Below are 17,060 nucleotides of genomic sequence, written 5' to 3'. Positions count from 1 at the left end.
GGCCGCTACAGACGAAGGGAAGTCTGACGGTCCGAACCGGGTTCACGCCGTCAGACGATCTTCCCGGAAGTCACGAATCGCCTGCTCGATCTCTTCCTTGGTGTTCATCACGAAAGGGCCGTATTGCACGATCGGCTCACGCAAGGGCTTGCCTGCAATCAGTAACAGCCGTGCACCCGCGGTGCTGCTGATCTGTACGGCACCGCTGTCGGACAGCCTTGCCATATGGCGTTTGCCGATCGGCTGGGCGCTGCCTTCCAGCTCGACACTGCCTTCATAGACGTACAGCAACACAAGGTGCCCGTCGGGTACGTGCGGGCTGATACGACTGCCGGCAGGCATATCAAAGTCAAAGTACAGAGGCTCGGTATCCGGGCGCTGTACTGCCCCGGCCTGTTGAACCTGACCATCGTCGAAATGCCCTGCCAATACCACCACCTGCACACCGGCCTGAGTGGTGATACTCGGAACGTTTTCCGGCTGGATGTCCTGATAGCTGGCGTCGCTCAGCTTGTTCTTGCCCGGTAGGTTCAGCCAGAGCTGAAAGCCGCGCATGGTGCCTTCTTCCTGTTCGGGCATTTCGCTGTGAATGATCCCGCGTGCTGCGGTCATCCACTGCACACCGCCGCTCTGCAGAAGGCCGACATTGCCCATATGGTCTTCATGACGCATACGGCCTTCAAGCATATAGGTCACCGTTTCGAAGCCACGGTGCGGGTGAGGTGGAAAGCCGGCGATGTAGTCATCCGGCTTGTCCGATCCGAACTCGTCCAGCATCAGAAACGGGTCGAACTGCTCCACACCACGCCCGCCGAAGACGCGCGTCAGTTTGACGCCCGCGCCATCGGACGCTGGCTGACCCGTTTGAATGGACAGGACTTTACGAAATTGAGTCATGGGAGAGGGAGCACTCCTTATCAGATGATACGAAGTGTCATGGTATGCCTGTCTATTCGATAAATTGATTCGAATGCCGGGACTTAATGATCGTATTGATCGATGTGTTGCGCGGTGTGGCGTATTGGCGCGGGGTGACAGGCAACCTGCCCGGAATGACCTCCGGAGCAGGCTTGAAGCCAAAGGATGCTCAGTGCTTGCTGCCCTGCGTCGACATGCTCAGCAGCTGTTTCTCCTGATTCCAGTCAAACGGTTCTTCGTTCTGCTCGGCGTCGTAGCGGCGCTCTTCCAGCGCCTGATACAGCTCGATTTCATCATCCGGCATGAAATGCAGGCAGTCACCGGCGAAGAACCACAGCAGGTCGCGCGGCACCAAGTGCGCGATTTGCGGGTAGCGCTGGATGACCTGGCAGAGGATGTCCTGACCCAGGTACTGGCTTTCGATGGGGTCCTGCGGCAGCAGCTCGACCAGTTCGTCGAAACGCTCCATGAACAGCGCGTGGCTTTCTTCCGGAACCTGCTCGGCCTCGCCCAGCGCGACCAGAATGCTGCGCAGGTGTGCCAGCAGGCCAAGTTGGTGATCGAGAGTGGCGTCGGCCATTGGGTAATCCTCAAATGCAAAAACAGGCGCGAGAGTATAAAGCTCTACGCGCCTGCTGTGTGGTGCGACCTGACTATCAGCGAATCTTGCCGGCTGCCAGGGTCAGTTCTTCCTTGTCGAAATCATCCACATCGATCACCTTGCGGCGGGCTGCCTCGGCGGTACGCAGGGTCTGCGCTTCGTCGGCCTGCAACACACCGAGGCGCAGCGCGGCGTCGATGACCGGCTCGCCAGCGTCCGGCTTGACCTGACCACTCTTGAGGGCCACTTGCAGCTTCTTGTGCAGCGGATACGCAGCGCTGAGCAGGTCGATGGCCTGTTGCAGCGCGCCGACCGGATCGTCTGCTGATTGCGGGCGATAGCAGCCTGCCAGCAACTCTTCCAGCGTCGGATCGCCCTTGGCGCGGCCCAGTACCTGAGCAACTTCGGCATCCAGTCTGTCCGAAGGCCCCTTGTGTCGGCGACCGAACGGGAACACTACGGCACGCAGCACCCCGCCCAGTATCCGGTTGGGGAAGTTGCTGAGGATCTCGTCCATTGCCCGTTCCGAATGCCCGAGGCTTTCTTCCATGGCCCAGCAGAACAACGGGCTCATGTGGTCCGGCGAACCCAGGTCGTGATAACGCTTGAGCGCTGCCGAGGCCAGGTACATATGGCTGAGCACGTCGCCCAGACGGGCCGACAGGCGTTCGCGGCGTTTCAGCTCGCCGCCGAGCAGCATCATGCTCAAGTCGGCGAGCATCGCGAACGCTGCTGCCTGGCGGTTGAGCGCTCGGAAGTAACCCTGGCTCAAGCCGTTACCCGGCGCTCTTTCGAAATGACCGAAGCCCAGGTTGAGGATGAAGGTGCTGGCGGCATTGCTCACCGCAAAGCCGATGTGTTTGAGCAGCAGGCTGTCAAACTCGATCAGCGCCTGCTGTTTGTCCTCACGCCCGGCCAGGGCCATTTCCTTGAGTACGAACGGATGGCAGCGAATCGCGCCCTGGCCGAAGATCATCAGATTGCGCGAGAGGATGTTGGCGCCCTCGACAGTGATGAAGATCGGCGCACCTTGCCAGTTGCGACCCAGGTAATTGTTCGGGCCCATGATGATGCCCTTGCCGCCATGCACGTCCATGGCGTGACCGATACACTCGCGGCCGCGCTCGGTCAGGTGATATTTGAGGATCGCAGAGAGCACTGAAGGCTTCTCGCCCAGGTCGACCGCATTGGCCGTCAGCATGCGCGCACTGTCCATCAGCCAGGCATTGCCGCCGATGCGCGCCAGTGCTTCCTGGATGCCTTCGAATGCCGAGAGAGGCACATTGAATTGCTCACGCACCTTCGCGTACTGGCCGGTGACCAGGCTGGTGTACTTGGCAGCGCCGGTGCCGACGGCCGGCAGCGAGATCGAACGACCCACCGACAGGCAGTTCATCAGCATCATCCAGCCCTTGCCCAGCATCGGCTGACCGCCGATCAGGTAGCTCAGCGGGACGAACACGTCCTTGCCGGAGTTGGGGCCGTTCATGAACGCTGCTCCCAGAGGCAGGTGACGGCGGCCGATCTCCACGCCGGGCGTATCGGTCGGAATCAGCGCCAGGCTGATGCCCAGATCTTCTTTTTCGCCGAGCAGGTGCTCAGGATCGTGGGCCTTGAAGGCCAGGCCGAGCAGGGTGGCGACCGGGCCGAGGGTGATGTAGCGTTTTTCCCAGGTCAGGCGCAGGCCGATGACTTCTTCACCCTGCCACTGACCTTTGCAGATGATCCCGGTGTCGGTCATCGCGCCAGCATCGGAACCGGCCAGCGGACCGGTCAGCGCGAAGCAGGGAATGTCTTCGCCGCGTGCCAGACGTGGCAAGTAGTGATTGCGTTGCTCGTCGGTGCCGTAATGCAGCAGCAATTCGGCCGGGCCGAGGGAGTTGGGCACCATCACTGTGGACGCCAGGTCGCCGCTGCGGGTGGCCAGCTTCATGGCCACCTGAGAGTGGGCGTAGGCCGAGAAGCCCTTGCCACCGAATTCCTTGGGGATGATCAGCGCGAAGAAGCCGTGCGCTTTCATGTGCGCCCAGGCTTCGGGCGGCAGGTCCATGGCCTGGCCGATTTCCCAGTCGCTGACCATTGCGCAGAGTTCTTCGGTCGGCCCGTCGATAAAGGCCTGTTCCTCTTCGGTCAGCTGGACTTTCGGGTAGGCCAGCAGCTTGTCCCAGTCCGGACGACCGCTGAACAGCTCGCCATCCCACCAGACCGTGCCGGCATCGATCGCATCGCGCTCGGTCTGCGACATCGGCGGCAGGACTTTTTGAAACCAGCTGAACATCGGCGCAGTGAAATGCTTACGGCGCAGATCGGGCAGCATTACCGGTACGAACACTGCCAGCCAGAGCAACCAGAACACCGTCAGCAGCCATCCTGGCGCGTGACTGAAAATACCCATGGCCAGCAGGTAGACAGCTACCACGCCAAGCGCCGGGAGCGGGGCGGTTCGCCGATGAGCCAGCCAGGCAATGCCGACGACCAGCACAACAATCCACAACAACAGCATAAGTATTCCTCCGTGATGACCGCCGCTGTGGCAGCGATCAAACTGGTCGCCAGGCAGTGGTGAGGCGACATCGATAGTGACCCCTGGTTGACGAGGAAGTTGCCGCCGCTTAGGGGTAGACTGTGAGCCTTTATTTATCAGCGACTGCGAGGGGAACGCAATGCTCAAGATCTGGGGACGGAAGAATTCCAGCAATGTGCGCAAGGCACTCTGGATTGCCGAGGAAGTGGGCGTACCCTACGAGACGCAGGACGCTGGTGGTGCATTCGGCCTGGTCAACGAAGCGGCCTATCGCGCGAAAAACCCTAACGGCCGGATTCCGATGATTGAAGACGGCGACTTCGTGATGTGGGAGTCCAACGCCATCGTGCGCTATCTGGCCGCCCGGCATGCCCCCGATTCTGATTTATACCCCGCAGACCTGCAGGCCCGCGCCAATGCAGACAAGTGGATGGACTGGACCACCTCGACCATCGCCGCGCCGTTCAGCCCGGTGTTCTGGGGCGTGGTGCGCACGCCGGCCGAGAAACAGGACTGGCCGGCCATCAAGCAAGGCATCAAGACGCTGCACAGCCTGCTGCTGGTGGCCGACGAGGCGCTGTCGCGACAGCCCTATCTGTCTGGCGATGCTTTCGGCATGGGCGATATTCCCCTGGGATGCTTCGCCTACGGCTGGTTTGAAATGCCGATTGAACGTCCGCCGCTGCCTCACCTCCAAGCCTGGTATGAGCGTCTCAAGACGCGCCCGGCTTATCGCAAGGCGGTCATGACCCCGTTGACCTGAGCATGTGATGTGAACAGGCGAAAGGGCTGATCGGGCGCATGTCCGGCGCTCGATATTTACTATTAACAGATGTGTCTGTACTTGAACGACGCAGCCGAGCACCATTGCGCGGCTGGGTCGTCACGGCAGGCGGCTGGTGACAGTCATCTTCAATTCCTTTTTCTGATGAGTACCTTTCCCGATATGTCTTCCGCTCTGTCCATTCGGCAGTTAACCAAAACCTACGGCAACGGTTTCCAGGCCTTGAATGGCATCGATCTGGACGTCGCCGAAGGTGATTTCTTCGCCTTGCTGGGCCCCAATGGCGCTGGCAAATCCACCACCATCGGCATCATCTCGACGCTGGTCAACAAGACCAGTGGCACGGTGAACATCTTTGGCCACGACCTGGATCGCGAGCCCGCTGCGCTCAAGCGGTGCATCGGTGTTGTGCCGCAGGAGTTCAACTTCAACCAGTTCGAGAAGACCCTCGACATCGTCGTCACTCAGGCGGGCTACTACGGCATCCCGGCGAAAATCGCCAAGGAACGCGCCGAGCAGTACCTGACGCAGCTGGGGCTGTGGGAAAAGCGCGATGTGCCGTCGCGTTCACTGTCCGGCGGCATGAAGCGGCGCCTGATGATCGCCCGTGCGCTGATTCACGAGCCGCGCCTGCTGATCCTCGACGAACCCACCGCAGGTGTGGACATCGAGTTGCGCCGTTCGATGTGGACCTTTCTCACCGAGCTGAACAGCAAAGGCATCACCATCATCCTCACCACGCACTACCTGGAAGAAGCCGAACAGCTGTGCCGCAACATCGGCATCATCGACCACGGGGTGATCGTGCAGAACACCGGCATGAAGCAGCTGCTCAGCACGTTGACCGTCGAGACGTTCGTGCTCGATCTCAAGGCCTCCTGGCAGAGCGCGCCACAATTGCCCGGTTTCCCTTGCCGCCTGCTCGATAGCCACACCCTGGAAGTGCAGGTCGACAAGAACGTCGGCATCACGGCACTGTTCAGTCAGCTCGCCTTCCAGAACATCGAAGTCTTGAGCCTGCGTAATAAATCCAATCGCCTTGAGGAGTTGTTTGTGTCCCTGGTGGAAAAAAACCTCGCGAAGGTGGCGGTATGACCGTACCCAACGGCGAGTTGCGCCCCAATCTGATCGCCCTGAAAACCATCGTCTACCGTGAAGTACACCGCTTCATGCGGATCTGGCCGCAGACCCTGCTGCCGCCAGCCATCACCATGGTCCTGTACTTCGTGATTTTCGGTAATCTCATCGGTCGCCAGATCGGCGACATGGGTGGCTTTACCTACATGCAGTACATCGTGCCGGGGCTGATCATGATGTCGGTGATCACCAACTCCTACGGCAACGTGGTCTCGAGCTTCTTTGGTGCCAAGTTTCAGCACTCCATCGAAGAACTGATGGTGTCGCCGGTCTCGCCGCACACCATTCTGGTCGGTTACACCCTGGGCGGTGTATTGCGTGGTCTGATGGTCGGTTTCATCGTCACCATGCTGTCGATGTTTTTCACCGACCTGCAAGTACATCACTTGGGCGTGACCATTATCGTGGTGGTGTTGACCGCGACAATTTTCTCGCTGCTGGGCTTCATCAACGCAGTGTTTGCGCGCAACTTCGATGATATCTCGATCATCCCGACCTTCGTCCTGACCCCGCTGACTTATCTGGGCGGCGTGTTCTACTCGATCAACCTGTTGCCACCGTTCTGGCAGACCGTGTCGCTGGCCAACCCGGTCCTGCACATGGTCAATGCCTTCCGCTACGGCATTCTGGGCGTCTCCGACATCAAGATCAGCATCGCCCTGGCGTTCATGATCGTGGCGACCTTCGTGCTGTATATCGGCTGCGCCAAGTTGCTGGTGAGCGGTCGCGGTATGCGTCAGTAACACATTGGCTTCGACCCGCCAGGCTGGCGGGTCGAGCGCTGGCCGGGACCGGCCGTTCAGATTCTGCAACACACCACCCCTTCCGACATTTCCCCTGTGCGCTGATTCTTGAGGCTTTCCGCTGCAAGGAACCGTCATGCGCACAGGGATGATCGCGCTCGCGCTCGGGCTGCTTGCCCTGCGTTTTCTACCGGCCCTGCCGCCGGCCTGGCTTCTGCTGCTGATGCCGATACTGGCGTTGATGTTGCTGCCGTTCCGTACCTATCCGCTGGCGTTCTTTCTGCTCGGTTTCACCTGGGCCTGCGTTTCGGCGCAGTGGGCATTGAGTGACCGCTTGGCGCAGCGTCTCGATGGTCAGACGCTGTGGGTGCAGGGCAAGGTGGTCGGTTTGCCGAGTGTCGCCGAAGGTGTGGTGCGCTTTGAACTGGAAGATGCCTGGTCACGACGTGCCAGGCTGCCGGCGCGAATCCGCGTGGCGTGGTACGGCGGCCAGCCCGTAAACAGCGGCGAGCGCTGGCGCATGGCGGTCAAACTCAAGCGGCCGGCCGGGCTGGTCAATCCGGATGCTTTCGACTATGAAGCCTGGCTACTGGCGCAGCGCATCGGTGCGACCGGCACGGTGGTGGATGGTCAGCTGTTGGCACCTGCGCGTGCCGCCTGGCGCGATGCCATTCGTCAGCGTCTTCTGACGGTCGATGCGCAGGGCCGGGAGGGCGGTCTGGCTGCGCTGGTGCTGGGCGATGGCTCAGGGCTGTCGAGCACCGACTGGCAGGTGTTGCAGGATACTGGCACTGTGCATCTGCTGGTCATTTCCGGCCAGCACATCGGTTTGCTGGCCGGGGTGATCTACGCGCTGGTCGCAGGCCTGGCGCGCTGGGGGCTGTGGCCACGCTTTTTGCCCTGGCTGCCGTCGGCGTGTGCACTGGCGTTCAGTGCTGCACTGGGCTACGGACTGCTGGCCGGTTTCGAGGTGCCGGTCCGGCGAGCCTGTGTGATGGTCGCGATGGTGCTGCTGTGGCGCTTGCGTTTTCGTCACCTGGGCGTGGTCTGGCCTTTGTTGCTGTCCTTCAACGCGGTGCTGATCTTCGAGCCGCTGGTGACGCTGCAGCCGGGTTTCTGGCTGTCCTTCGCGGCGGTCGGCATTCTGATCCTGATTTTCAGCGGGCGTCTTGGCGCCTGGAGCTGGTGGCAAAGCTGGACACGGGCGCAATGGCTGATCGCCGTTGGCTTGTTGCCGATCCTGCTGGCGCTGAACCTGCCGATCAGCCTCAGCGGCCCGTTTGCCAACCTGCTTGCGGTGCCTTGGGTCAGCGTGATTGTCCTGCCGCCGGCATTGCTCGGAACGCTGTTGCTGCCAGTCCCCGTGGTCGGGGAAGGTCTGCTCTGGCTGGCGGGCGGGGCGCTGCAGGGGCTGTTCGTATTCCTCGGCGCGGTGGCCGCCGCATTGCCGGCCTGGTTGCCCAGTGCCGTGCCGGTCTGGGCATGGTGGTTGAGTCTGCTCGGAGCCTTGCTCCTGTTGCTGCCCAAGGGCGTGCCCCTGCGTCCGCTGGGCTGGCCGTTGCTGTTGCTGTGCGTTTTTCCGCCGCTCGAATCAGTGCCTGAAGGTCAGGTCGATGTGTTGCAACTGGATGTGGGGCAGGGCCTGGCGATTCTCCTGCGCACCCGCAATCACACACTCCTGTATGACGCAGGTCCACGTTTCGGTGAGTTCGATATCGGTCAGCGCGTGGTCGTGCCCGCCATGCGCAAGGCGGGTGTCCGCCATCTTGACCTGATGTTGATCAGCCATTCCGACGCAGACCATGCCGGAGGTGCAGCAGCGGTTCATCAGGCCTTTCCGGTGGCCCGCGTGCTAGGCGGTGAGCTGGCCCGCCTCGCGCCGCAACTCGACGCCCGACTGTGCGAGAGCGGTGCACGCTGGGAGTGGGATGGCGTGGTGTTTTCCACGTGGCGCTGGGAGCAGGGGCCTGACGGCAATCCGGCCTCCTGCATCCTCAGCGTCGACGCCAGGGGCGAGCGTCTGCTGCTGGCGGGCGATATCGACGTGCACGCCGAGCGTGCGGCGATCGACAGCGGGTTCGACCTTCGTGCCCACTGGTTGCAGTCGCCGCATCACGGCAGCCGTACCTCGTCGTCCAAAGCATTTCTGCGCGCCGTGGCACCGGTTGGCGTGCTGATTTCCCGTGGTCGCAACAACGCGTTCGGTCACCCGCATCCGTTGGTCATGGCGCGCTATCGAGGCCTGGGCATCGCCAGTTACGACAGTGCCGAGCTGGGCGCGGTCCGTCTGCAACTGGGGACATTCGGAACGCCACAGGCCGAGCGCGCGCAACGGCGCTTCTGGCGTGATTGAGTGAATGGATATCGATCTCGGCGTTCGGCACTTGGCGACCCTATGGTAGAGTGGCGCCAATTTTTCGAGGGAGTGATCACTGTGTGGGAACTGGTCAAATCTGGCGGCTGGATGATGCTGCCGATTATTCTGAGCTCCATCGCCGCCGCCGGCATCATCATCGAGCGCCTGTGGACGTTGCGTGCCAGCCGTATCACGCCACCGCACCTGCTCGGGCAGGTCTGGCAGTGGATTCAGGAACAGAAGCTGGACAGCGAAAAGCTCAAGCAGCTGCGCGCTGACTCGCCGCTGGGCGAAATCCTTGCCGCAGGGCTGGCCAATTCCAGGCATGGTCGCGAGATCATGAAGGAATGCATCGAAGAAGCCGCTGCCCGGGTCATTCATGAACTGGAGCGCTACCTCAGCGCACTGGGCTCGATCGCTGCCATGGCGCCGTTGCTTGGTTTGCTCGGCACGGTGCTGGGCATGATCGATATCTTCGGCTCGTTCAACAGCTCCGGGGCCACCGCCAATGCCGGTGTGCTGGCAGGTGGTATTTCCAAGGCGCTGATCTGTACCGCGTCGGGTCTTATCGTAGCGATCCCGGCGATTTTCTTTCATCGCTTTCTGCAGAGCCGCGTCGATGAGCTGGTAGTCGGCATGGAACAACAGGCCATTCGTCTGGTTGAAGTGGTGCAGGGCGACCGCGATGTCGATCTGATCGACGCCAAGATCGATCTCAAGTCGCTGGCCAGAGCGGGCGGGGGCAAGAAGAAGTGAAATTTCGCCGTCGCAGACCCCGGGAAAACATCGACATCAATCTGGTCTCTCTGATTGATGTGGTGTTCATCCTGCTGCTGTTCTTCATTGTGACGACCACCTTTACCCGTGAAACCCAGTTGCGGGTGGATCTGCCCCAGGCCGTAACCGGAACGCCGGACGTGGATGCCAGCGCCAAACAGCTGGACATTGCCATCAACGCCGACGGGATTTTCTCGCTGAACAATCAGTTGTTGCCAAAAAACGACCTGGCGACGCTGATCGAGGCGCTGCAGCGCGAGTCGGGGGGCGATACCAGCCTGCCGCTGTCGATCAGCGCCGACGGCAAGACCCCGCACCAGTCGGTCATCACGGCCATGGATGCGGCGGGCAAGCTGGGCTTCAGTCATCTGCGCATGACCACTGTCGAGGCCACACCGGCTAACTGATGGCATTCACTGACCGTTTGCTCGACGCCTGGTACAAGGGCCACCCTGCGCTGGCGCTGTTGCGCCCGCTCGAAGGTCTTTACCGGCGTGTCGTAGAGCGCAAACGGGCGCGGTTTCTGGCGGGCGAAGGTGATATCTATCGAGCGCCGGTGCCGGTCATTGTGGTGGGTAATATCACCGTCGGTGGCACGGGCAAGACGCCGTTGATTCTCTGGATGATCGAGCATTGCCGCCGTCGCGGTTTGCGTGTCGGTGTGGTCAGCCGTGGCTACGGCGCCAAGCCGCCAAGCCTGCCGTGGCGTGTCCTGCCTGAACAAAGTGCCAGCGAGGCGGGGGACGAGCCGTTGCTCATCGTGCAGCGCTGCGGTGTGCCGCTGATGATCGATCCGGATCGCAGTCGCGCCGTACAAGCCTTGCTCGCTGCCGAATCGCTGGATGTGATTCTTTCCGACGACGGCTTGCAGCATTACCGGTTGGCCCGCGACCTGGAACTGGTGCTGATCGATGCCGCCCGTGGTCTGGGCAATCGCCGCTGTCTGCCTGCCGGGCCGTTGCGCGAACCGGCCGAGCGGCTGAACAGTGTCGACGCCTTGCTTTATAACGGTGCCACGGCTGACAGGGACGACGGCTATGCCTTCAGGCTCAAGCCTTCGGCACTGATCAATCTGCGCAGTGGCGAACGTCAGCCAGTGGATTATTTCCCGGCCGGGCAGGCGCTGCATGCGGTCGCCGGAATCGGCAATCCCCGACGTTTCTTCAATACCCTCGAAGGATTACACTGGCGACCGGTGCCTCACGCGTTCGCCGACCATGCTGTCTACAGTGCCGAAGCGCTGACATTTGCACCCGCGCTGCCCTTGGTCATGACCGAGAAGGATGCGGTGAAGTGTCGTGCCTTTGCCGCTGATGACTGGTGGTATCTGGCAGTGGATGCAGTACCTTCCGATGCCTTTGTCGGTTGGTTCGACCAGCAACTGCTACGTCTTTCTCCATGATTGCTTCAGGATCTCCTATGGACACCAAACTACTCGATATCCTCGCTTGCCCTGTCTGCAAGGGACCATTGAAGCTTAGCGCCGACAAGACCGAGCTGATCAGCAAGGGCGCAGGCCTTGCCTATCCGGTGCGCGACGGCATCCCGGTGATGCTCGAAAGCGAAGCTCGCACCCTGAGCACCGACGAGCGGCTGGAAAAATGACCGCAGCGTTTACCGTTGTCATTCCTGCGCGCTACGGCTCCAGCCGCTTTCCGGGCAAGCCGCTGAAAACCATTGCTGGCAAACCCATGGTTCAATTGGTCTGGGAGCAGGCCTGCAAGAGCAGCGCCGAACGCGTGGTGATTGCCACCGACGATGCGCGCATTGTCGAAGCCTGTCAGGCTTTTGGTGCCCAAGTGCTGCTGACGCGCGACGATCACAACTCCGGCACCGATCGTCTGGCCGAGGTGGCCGCGCAATTGGGCCTGGCGGCTGACGCGATTGTCGTCAATGTGCAGGGCGACGAGCCGATGATCCCGCCTGCGGTGATCGATCAGGTGGCGTCCAATCTGGCCGCCCATCCCGAAGCCGGCATGTCCACGCTGGCCGAGCCTATCGACGACGTGGCCGCGTTGTTCAACCCCAATATCGTCAAGGTGGCTACGGACATCAACGGCCTGGCGCTGACGTTCAGCCGGGCTCCCTTGCCGTGGGCGCGCGATGCGCTTGCAGCAAATCGCGACCAGCTGCCTGCCGGCGTGCCTTATCGTCGGCACATCGGGATCTACGCTTATCGTGCGGGTTTCCTGCATGACTTCGTCAGTTGGGGCCCGTGCTGGCTGGAAAACACCGAAAGCCTGGAACAATTGCGGGCGCTGTGGAATGGCGTGCGAATTCACGTTGCCGACGCGCTTGAAGCGCCACCCGGTGGCGTCGATACCCCCGAAGACCTGGAGCGCGTAAGGCGCTTGCTGGAGGGTTGATGCGCTTCGTCCAGTGTTCCGGGAAGGCGAGGGCATGAGCTTGCAGGTGCAATCAGCGATTTCCCTCAAGCCGTTCAATACGTTCGGTGTGGATGTTCAGGCCCGGTTGTTTGCCGAAGCGCACAGCGATGATGATGTTCGCGAGGCGCTGGCCTACTCGGCCAGGCATGACGTGCCGCTGCTGGTGATTGGAGGTGGCAGCAACCTGCTGCTCAGCGCTGACGTGCAGTCATTGGTGGTGCGCATGGCCAGCCGCGGCATTCGCATCGTGCACGAGGACTGTCTCGAGTCGATTGTCGAGGCAGAAGCTGGCGAGCCCTGGCATCCGTTCGTGCAGTCCTGTCTGGAGCTGGGGCTGGCGGGGCTGGAAAACCTCAGTCTGATCCCAGGCACCGTTGGCGCGGCACCCATGCAGAACATCGGTGCTTATGGCGTCGAGATCAAGGATGTCTTCCATAGCCTGACTGCGCTGGATCGTGAAACCGGCGAATTGCGCGAGTTTTCTCTGCAGGACTGTGCGTTCGGCTACCGCGACAGCGTGTTCAAGCATCAGGTCGCGCGCTGGTTGATCCTGCGTGTGCGTTTCAAGCTCAGTCGCGTAGCTCGCCTGCACCTCGAATATGGCCCGGTTCGTCAGCGTCTCGACGAGCAGGGTATCGATCGGCCGACGCCGTTCGATGTCAGCCGTGCGATCTGCGCCATTCGCAGTGAAAAGCTGCCTGACCCAGCAATGCTGGGCAATGCCGGCAGTTTCTTCAAAAACCCGATTATCACTGCCGAACTGTACGCAACGATCAAACAGCAGCACCCAGGCGTCGTCGGCTACCCGCAGGACGATGGTCGAGTGAAGCTGGCGGCCGGGTGGCTGATCGAGCAGGCAGGCTGGAAGGGCTATCGCGATGGTGACGCCGGCGTGCACAAGCTCCAGTCGCTGGTGCTGGTCAACTATGGGCAGGCCAGTGGCTTGCAGCTACTAAGTCTGGCGCGCCGTATACAGACCGACATCGCTGAACGTTTTGGTGTCGAGCTGGAAATGGAGCCGAACCTCTACTGATAGCCTGGGGATGGTCTCTTGTGAGAGGGAGCTCGCTCGCGAAGAGATCAGATCAAGCGCCGCGTATTGAAGATGAGCGTGGTGCAAGCCTCAATCAACGGACATGAAAAAGCCCCGCCTGTTTGCACAGGCGGGGCTTTTTCATGGGCCGGGGTTAGACGAGGGGTTTAGGCTCGTTTTCTTTCTCGGCTTCATGTTGCGGTTTAACTGCTGGTTGCTCAGTTGCCGCTTCTTCGGTTTTTTCCTCGGCTGCCGGTGAAGGCTGGGCCGATTCTGCTTCAGCGGCAGCAGGCGCCGCCTCGACGACTGGAGCGCTGGCAGCAGCGGCTTCCTGTTGACGACGTGCTTCTTCTTCACGCTTGCGGCGACGAACTTCACGAGGATCGTTCGGTGCGCGGCCCGTGCTGCTGACCACTGGTGCAGGCGCTGCTTCTACCGCCGCAGGTGCCTGCTCTTGTGGGGCCGGAGCCTGTTCTTCAACGACCGGCTGAGGCGCGACGTAAGGAGCAGGTTCTTCTTTCAGCGCTACCGGCTCGACGACAGCAGCAGGTGCAGGCGTTGGCAGTTCGGATGATTCAGTGGCTGGCACTTCCTCATGAGCCGCTGCTTCGACCGGCGCCTGTGGTGCTGGCTCTGGCGTCGGCTTGAACGGCACTACGCGTTCTGCGTGAGGTGCTTCGAACAGTTCGGACTGTGCAGCAATCGCAGGTGCTTCGACCGCTGCCGGCTGAACTTCAACCTCTGGAGCAGGCTGCGCTACAGGAGCATCGTCTGCCACAGGGGCTTCAACGGCCGGTGCTTCGACAGTCGGCTCGGCAACGGTCTGTGCTTTTTCGGCAACCGGTGCTTCGGTGGCTGGCGTTTCAGCTACTGACGTTTCAGTCACAGGCGCTTCGGCAGCAGTTTCCTGATGCACAGGCTCGGCGTCCGCAGTGGCTGCGTTGCTGTTGGCACGTTCGGCCTGCTGATGCGCGTCGGCTTCGGCAGGCGCGCTGATCACGCTGCTGGCAGCGGAAGCTGCGGCGGTGAAGCCCAGACCCGCCGACAGATCGGTGGCGCTGCCTTCTTCTTCGTTGCCGTTCTCTTCGGAGCCTTCGATCACGTTGCCATTGGCATCGCGCTGACGCTCGCGACGATTGCTGCGACGACGCTGGCCACGCGAGCGGCGGCGAGGGCGGTCGCCTTCGCTACCGTCGTTGCCTTCCTGGTTCTCGTCGTTGGTCTGCTCTTCGTTGAGCAGCACTTCCTCTTCTTCGCTCACGGCAGCCGCGGCCTGTTCGGCGCGTGGTTGACGTTCTTCACGAGGTGCGCGCGGCTGGCGCTCTTCACGGGGTGCGCGTTCAGGACGCTCCTCACGAGCTAGGCTCACCGCAGGGGCGGCATCCAGAGGCTCGCGCAGTTCGCGAACCGGGCGATCTTCGCGCGCTTCACGTGGCTTGCGCTCGCGGGTGGTACGGGCTGGACGCTCTTCGCGCGGTGTCGACTCCTCGCGGGCTTCACGCGGTTCGCGAACGGTGCGCTCTTCACGAGGTGCACGTTCCTCACGCGGCGCACGCTCTTCGCGAGGTGCGCGCTCTGCACGTTCTTCGCGGGGGGCGCGTTCTTCACGAGGCTTGCGCTCTTCGTCGCGGCGATTGTTGCGGCCACGGCTCTGCTGGCGGCCGTTGCGGCGTTCTTCGTTGCGGGCTGGACGCTGTTCTGCAACAGGTTTCTCGACCACGACCGGAGCAACAGGCTCTTCCTTGGTCGCGAACAGGCTGACCAGGGATTTCACCAGACCCTTGAACAGGCTTGGCTCGTGAGCGGCGGGTGCCGGTGCAGGCGTTGGTGCAGGGGCTGCGGCTTCTACCGGGACCGGAGCATTGGCACGAGCCGGGGCAGTCTTGACGGCTGCTTCCTGACGAACCAGGGTGCGGGTTGCGGCGGCCAGCGGGGCAATTTCTTCCACTTCGGCAGCGGCAGCAGCGATTTCGTAGCTGGTCTGGCTGCTGTGCGCTTCAGGGCTGTCATCACGCAGACGCTGAACTTCGAAGTGCGGCGTTTCCAGCTGATCGTTCGGCAGAATGATGATGCGGGCACGGGTGCGCAGTTCGATCTTGGTGATCGAGTTGCGTTTTTCGTTGAGCAGGAAGGCCGCGACCGGGATCGGCACCTGAGCGCGCACTTCGGCAGTGCGGTCTTTCAGGGCTTCTTCTTCGATCAGGCGCAGGATGGCCAGCGACAGCGATTCAACATCACGGATGATGCCGGTGCCGTTGCAGCGAGGGCAGACGATGCCGCTGCTTTCGCCCAGCGATGGACGCAGGCGCTGACGGGACATTTCCAGCAGGCCGAAGCGCGAAATACGACCGATCTGCACGCGGGCACGGTCGGCTTCCAGGCTTTCGCGGACTTTCTCTTCCACGGCGCGCTGGTTCTTGGCCGGCGTCATGTCGATGAAGTCGATGACGATCAGGCCGCCGATGTCACGCAGACGCAGTTGACGGGCGATTTCCTCAGCCGCTTCAAGGTTGGTCTGCAGGGCAGTTTCTTCGATGTCGCTGCCTTTGGTGGCGCGCGCCGAGTTGATGTCGATGGACACCAGGGCTTCGGTCGGATCGATGACGATGGAGCCGCCGGAAGGCAGTTCGACAACGCGCTGGAAGGCGGTTTCGATCTGGCTTTCGATCTGGAAGCGGTTGAACAGCGGGACGCTGTCTTCGTAAAGCTTGATCTTGCTGGCGTACTGCGGCATCACCTGACGGATGAAGGTCAGTGCTTCTTCCTGGGCTTCGATGCTGTCGATCAGGACTTCACCGATATCCTGACGCAGGTAGTCGCGGATAGCGCGGATGATGACGTTGCTTTCCTGGTAGATAAGGAAAGGGGCGGAGCGATCGAGGGACGCTTCCTTGATGGCGGTCCACAGTTGCAGCAGGTAATCGAGGTCCCACTGCATTTCTTCGCTGCTGCGGCCCAGGCCTGCAGTACGAACGATCAGACCCATGTCGGCTGGCGCGATCAGGCCATTGAGGGCTTCACGCAGTTCGTTGCGCTCTTCACCTTCGATACGACGCGAGATGCCGCCGGCACGAGGGTTGTTGGGCATCAGAACCAGGTAGCGGCCGGCAAGGCTGATGAAGGTGGTCAGGGCTGCGCCCTTGTTGCCACGTTCTTCTTTCTCGACCTGAACGATGACTTCCTGGCCTTCGCTCAGGACGTCCTTGATGTTGACGCGGCCTTCAGGGGCTTTCTTGAAGTACTCGCGGGAGATTTCCTTGAGGGGCAGAAAGCCGTGGCGCTCAGAGCCGAAATCGACAAAGGCAGCCTCAAGGCTGGGTTCGATGCGAGTGATTCGGCCTTTATAGATGTTGGCCTTCTTCTGCTCGCGTGCACCTGACTCGATGTCCAGGTCGTAGAGGCGCTGGCCGTCTACCAGTGCAACACGCAACTCTTCGGGTTGAGTTGCGTTAATCAGCATTCTTTTCATGTAGTACCGTCGGTTTCCGGGCTGCCGGAAACGGCGTTCGGCACACACGACTTCTCACGGTCGGTGTCAGGGCACGTCAGGAGTGGTTGGACACTCCAGTGTCTAGCGAGGTCCTCGCCCAGAGGGGGCGGAGGGTCGCGACGACGTTTCCTGCTTGCTGTGGTGGCATAAGACACCCCTTTCAGCAAAAGCTTTGTCAGGAGGAGGAATCGACCATCGGTAGCGGACGAGATGAAGCGTCTAGAACAAGCCTTGTGCTACACAGTCCGATGGTTGTGCGTCTCCACCCTACACGTATCCCTGATAATTCGGGTGCTGCCGCGCGCAGAAT

14 protein-coding genes are annotated in these 17,060 nt (G+C 61.4%); 10 read left to right on the top strand and 4 right to left on the bottom strand.

All coding sequences use genetic code 11. From position 1 onward, the window contains the following. Positions 1-42 precede the first annotated feature (42 nt). From QRN50_RS06520 to QRN50_RS06510, 3 genes are all read right to left on the bottom strand, one after another. A complete protein-coding gene (locus tag QRN50_RS06520; protein WP_024642752.1) occupies positions 43-897 on the bottom strand; it encodes a pirin family protein in 855 nt (284 codons plus the stop codon). Positions 898-1,087: 190 nt separating this feature from the next. Next, positions 1,088-1,498, bottom strand: coding sequence for a PA2817 family protein (locus tag QRN50_RS06515; protein WP_004408346.1), 411 nt, complete (start codon positions 1,496-1,498; stop codon positions 1,088-1,090). A 76-nt stretch (positions 1,499-1,574) separates the two neighbouring features. Beyond that, complete coding sequence (locus QRN50_RS06510) at positions 1,575-4,022, bottom strand: acyl-CoA dehydrogenase (protein WP_096126676.1); 2,448 nt, start codon at positions 4,020-4,022, stop codon at positions 1,575-1,577. Between the two features lie 160 nt (positions 4,023-4,182). Here QRN50_RS06510 and QRN50_RS06505 point away from each other — a divergent pair, with 160 nt between their 5' ends. The 10 genes from QRN50_RS06505 (at position 4,183) to murB (ending at position 13,260) form a co-directional block, all read left to right on the top strand. Next, positions 4,183-4,806 carry a glutathione S-transferase gene (locus QRN50_RS06505; protein WP_058822894.1) on the top strand — a complete coding sequence of 208 codons (624 nt, stop codon included), beginning with the start codon at positions 4,183-4,185 and terminating at the stop codon, positions 4,804-4,806. 183 nt (positions 4,807-4,989) lie between these two features. Continuing rightward, the gene (locus QRN50_RS06500) at positions 4,990-5,922 is read left to right on the top strand and encodes an ABC transporter ATP-binding protein (RefSeq protein WP_011267141.1); all 933 of its coding nucleotides are present in this window, start codon (positions 4,990-4,992) and stop codon (positions 5,920-5,922) included. Next, positions 5,919-6,707: an ABC transporter permease gene (locus QRN50_RS06495; protein WP_054091477.1), complete on the top strand. Its 789-nt coding sequence runs from the start codon at positions 5,919-5,921 to the stop codon at positions 6,705-6,707. The genes QRN50_RS06500 and QRN50_RS06495 overlap by 4 nt, the downstream gene beginning before the upstream one ends. 136 nt (positions 6,708-6,843) lie before the next feature. Continuing rightward, positions 6,844-9,060: a DNA internalization-related competence protein ComEC/Rec2 gene (locus QRN50_RS06490; protein ID WP_024651332.1), complete on the top strand. Its 2,217-nt coding sequence runs from the start codon at positions 6,844-6,846 to the stop codon at positions 9,058-9,060. 42 nt (positions 9,061-9,102) lie between these two features. Further along, positions 9,103-9,819, top strand: a complete 717-nt coding sequence (gene pocA / locus QRN50_RS06485) for a flagellar polar localization protein PocA (protein ID WP_011267143.1) — start codon at positions 9,103-9,105, stop codon at positions 9,817-9,819. Continuing rightward, positions 9,816-10,247 (top strand): flagellar polar localization protein PocB, encoded by a 432-nt coding sequence (gene pocB / locus QRN50_RS06480; RefSeq protein WP_003317468.1) that lies wholly within the window; start codon positions 9,816-9,818, stop codon positions 10,245-10,247. Before pocA ends, pocB begins: the two co-directional genes overlap by 4 nt. Next, positions 10,247-11,242 (top strand): tetraacyldisaccharide 4'-kinase, encoded by a 996-nt coding sequence (gene lpxK / locus QRN50_RS06475; protein WP_054091479.1) that lies wholly within the window; start codon positions 10,247-10,249, stop codon positions 11,240-11,242. The genes pocB and lpxK overlap by 1 nt, the downstream gene beginning before the upstream one ends. A gap of 17 nt (positions 11,243-11,259) precedes the next feature. After that, positions 11,260-11,445, top strand: a complete 186-nt coding sequence (locus QRN50_RS06470; protein ID WP_002552679.1) for a Trm112 family protein — start codon at positions 11,260-11,262, stop codon at positions 11,443-11,445. Then, on the top strand, positions 11,442-12,206 hold the full coding sequence (gene kdsB, locus QRN50_RS06465; protein ID WP_024639315.1) for a 3-deoxy-manno-octulosonate cytidylyltransferase: 765 nt from the start codon (positions 11,442-11,444) through the stop codon (positions 12,204-12,206). The genes QRN50_RS06470 and kdsB overlap by 4 nt, the downstream gene beginning before the upstream one ends. A gap of 34 nt (positions 12,207-12,240) precedes the next feature. Next, positions 12,241-13,260 carry a UDP-N-acetylmuramate dehydrogenase gene (murB, locus tag QRN50_RS06460; RefSeq protein WP_024642747.1) on the top strand — a complete coding sequence of 340 codons (1,020 nt, stop codon included), beginning with the start codon at positions 12,241-12,243 and terminating at the stop codon, positions 13,258-13,260. Between the two features lie 154 nt (positions 13,261-13,414). Here the strand turns inward: murB and rne are convergent, their stop codons facing one another. After that, the gene (rne, locus tag QRN50_RS06455) at positions 13,415-16,729 is read right to left on the bottom strand and encodes a ribonuclease E (protein WP_431191735.1); all 3,315 of its coding nucleotides are present in this window, start codon (positions 16,727-16,729) and stop codon (positions 13,415-13,417) included. Between the last annotated feature and the right edge of the window lie 331 nt (positions 16,730-17,060).

The sequence above is a fragment of the Pseudomonas sp. MEJ108 genome (assembly GCF_030208985.1).
Classification (GTDB): Bacteria; Pseudomonadota; Gammaproteobacteria; order Pseudomonadales; family Pseudomonadaceae; genus Aquipseudomonas; species Aquipseudomonas fragariae.
This window is presented reverse-complemented; position numbering and strand designations above follow the sequence as displayed.

What these genes read in the sequence shown, in the direction of transcription:
- pocA (WP_011267143.1), top strand. Translation starts at nt 9,103, where the DNA reads ATGGTAGAGTGGCGCCAATTTTTCGAGGGAGTGATCACTGTGTGGGAA.
- QRN50_RS06495 (WP_054091477.1), top strand. Translation starts at nt 5,919, where the DNA reads ATGACCGTACCCAACGGCGAGTTGCGCCCCAATCTGATCGCCCTGAAA.
- rne (WP_431191735.1), bottom strand. Translation starts at nt 16,729, where the DNA reads ATGAAAAGAATGCTGATTAACGCAACTCAACCCGAAGAGTTGCGTGTT.
- QRN50_RS06510 (WP_096126676.1), bottom strand. Translation starts at nt 4,022, where the DNA reads ATGCTGTTGTTGTGGATTGTTGTGCTGGTCGTCGGCATTGCCTGGCTG.
- QRN50_RS06520 (WP_024642752.1), bottom strand. Translation starts at nt 897, where the DNA reads ATGACTCAATTTCGTAAAGTCCTGTCCATTCAAACGGGTCAGCCAGCG.
- QRN50_RS06500 (WP_011267141.1), top strand. Translation starts at nt 4,990, where the DNA reads ATGTCTTCCGCTCTGTCCATTCGGCAGTTAACCAAAACCTACGGCAAC.
- murB (WP_024642747.1), top strand. Translation starts at nt 12,241, where the DNA reads ATGAGCTTGCAGGTGCAATCAGCGATTTCCCTCAAGCCGTTCAATACG.
- lpxK (WP_054091479.1), top strand. Translation starts at nt 10,247, where the DNA reads ATGGCATTCACTGACCGTTTGCTCGACGCCTGGTACAAGGGCCACCCT.
- QRN50_RS06490 (WP_024651332.1), top strand. Translation starts at nt 6,844, where the DNA reads ATGCGCACAGGGATGATCGCGCTCGCGCTCGGGCTGCTTGCCCTGCGT.
- kdsB (WP_024639315.1), top strand. Translation starts at nt 11,442, where the DNA reads ATGACCGCAGCGTTTACCGTTGTCATTCCTGCGCGCTACGGCTCCAGC.
- QRN50_RS06505 (WP_058822894.1), top strand. Translation starts at nt 4,183, where the DNA reads ATGCTCAAGATCTGGGGACGGAAGAATTCCAGCAATGTGCGCAAGGCA.
- QRN50_RS06470 (WP_002552679.1), top strand. Translation starts at nt 11,260, where the DNA reads ATGGACACCAAACTACTCGATATCCTCGCTTGCCCTGTCTGCAAGGGA.
- QRN50_RS06515 (WP_004408346.1), bottom strand. Translation starts at nt 1,498, where the DNA reads ATGGCCGACGCCACTCTCGATCACCAACTTGGCCTGCTGGCACACCTG.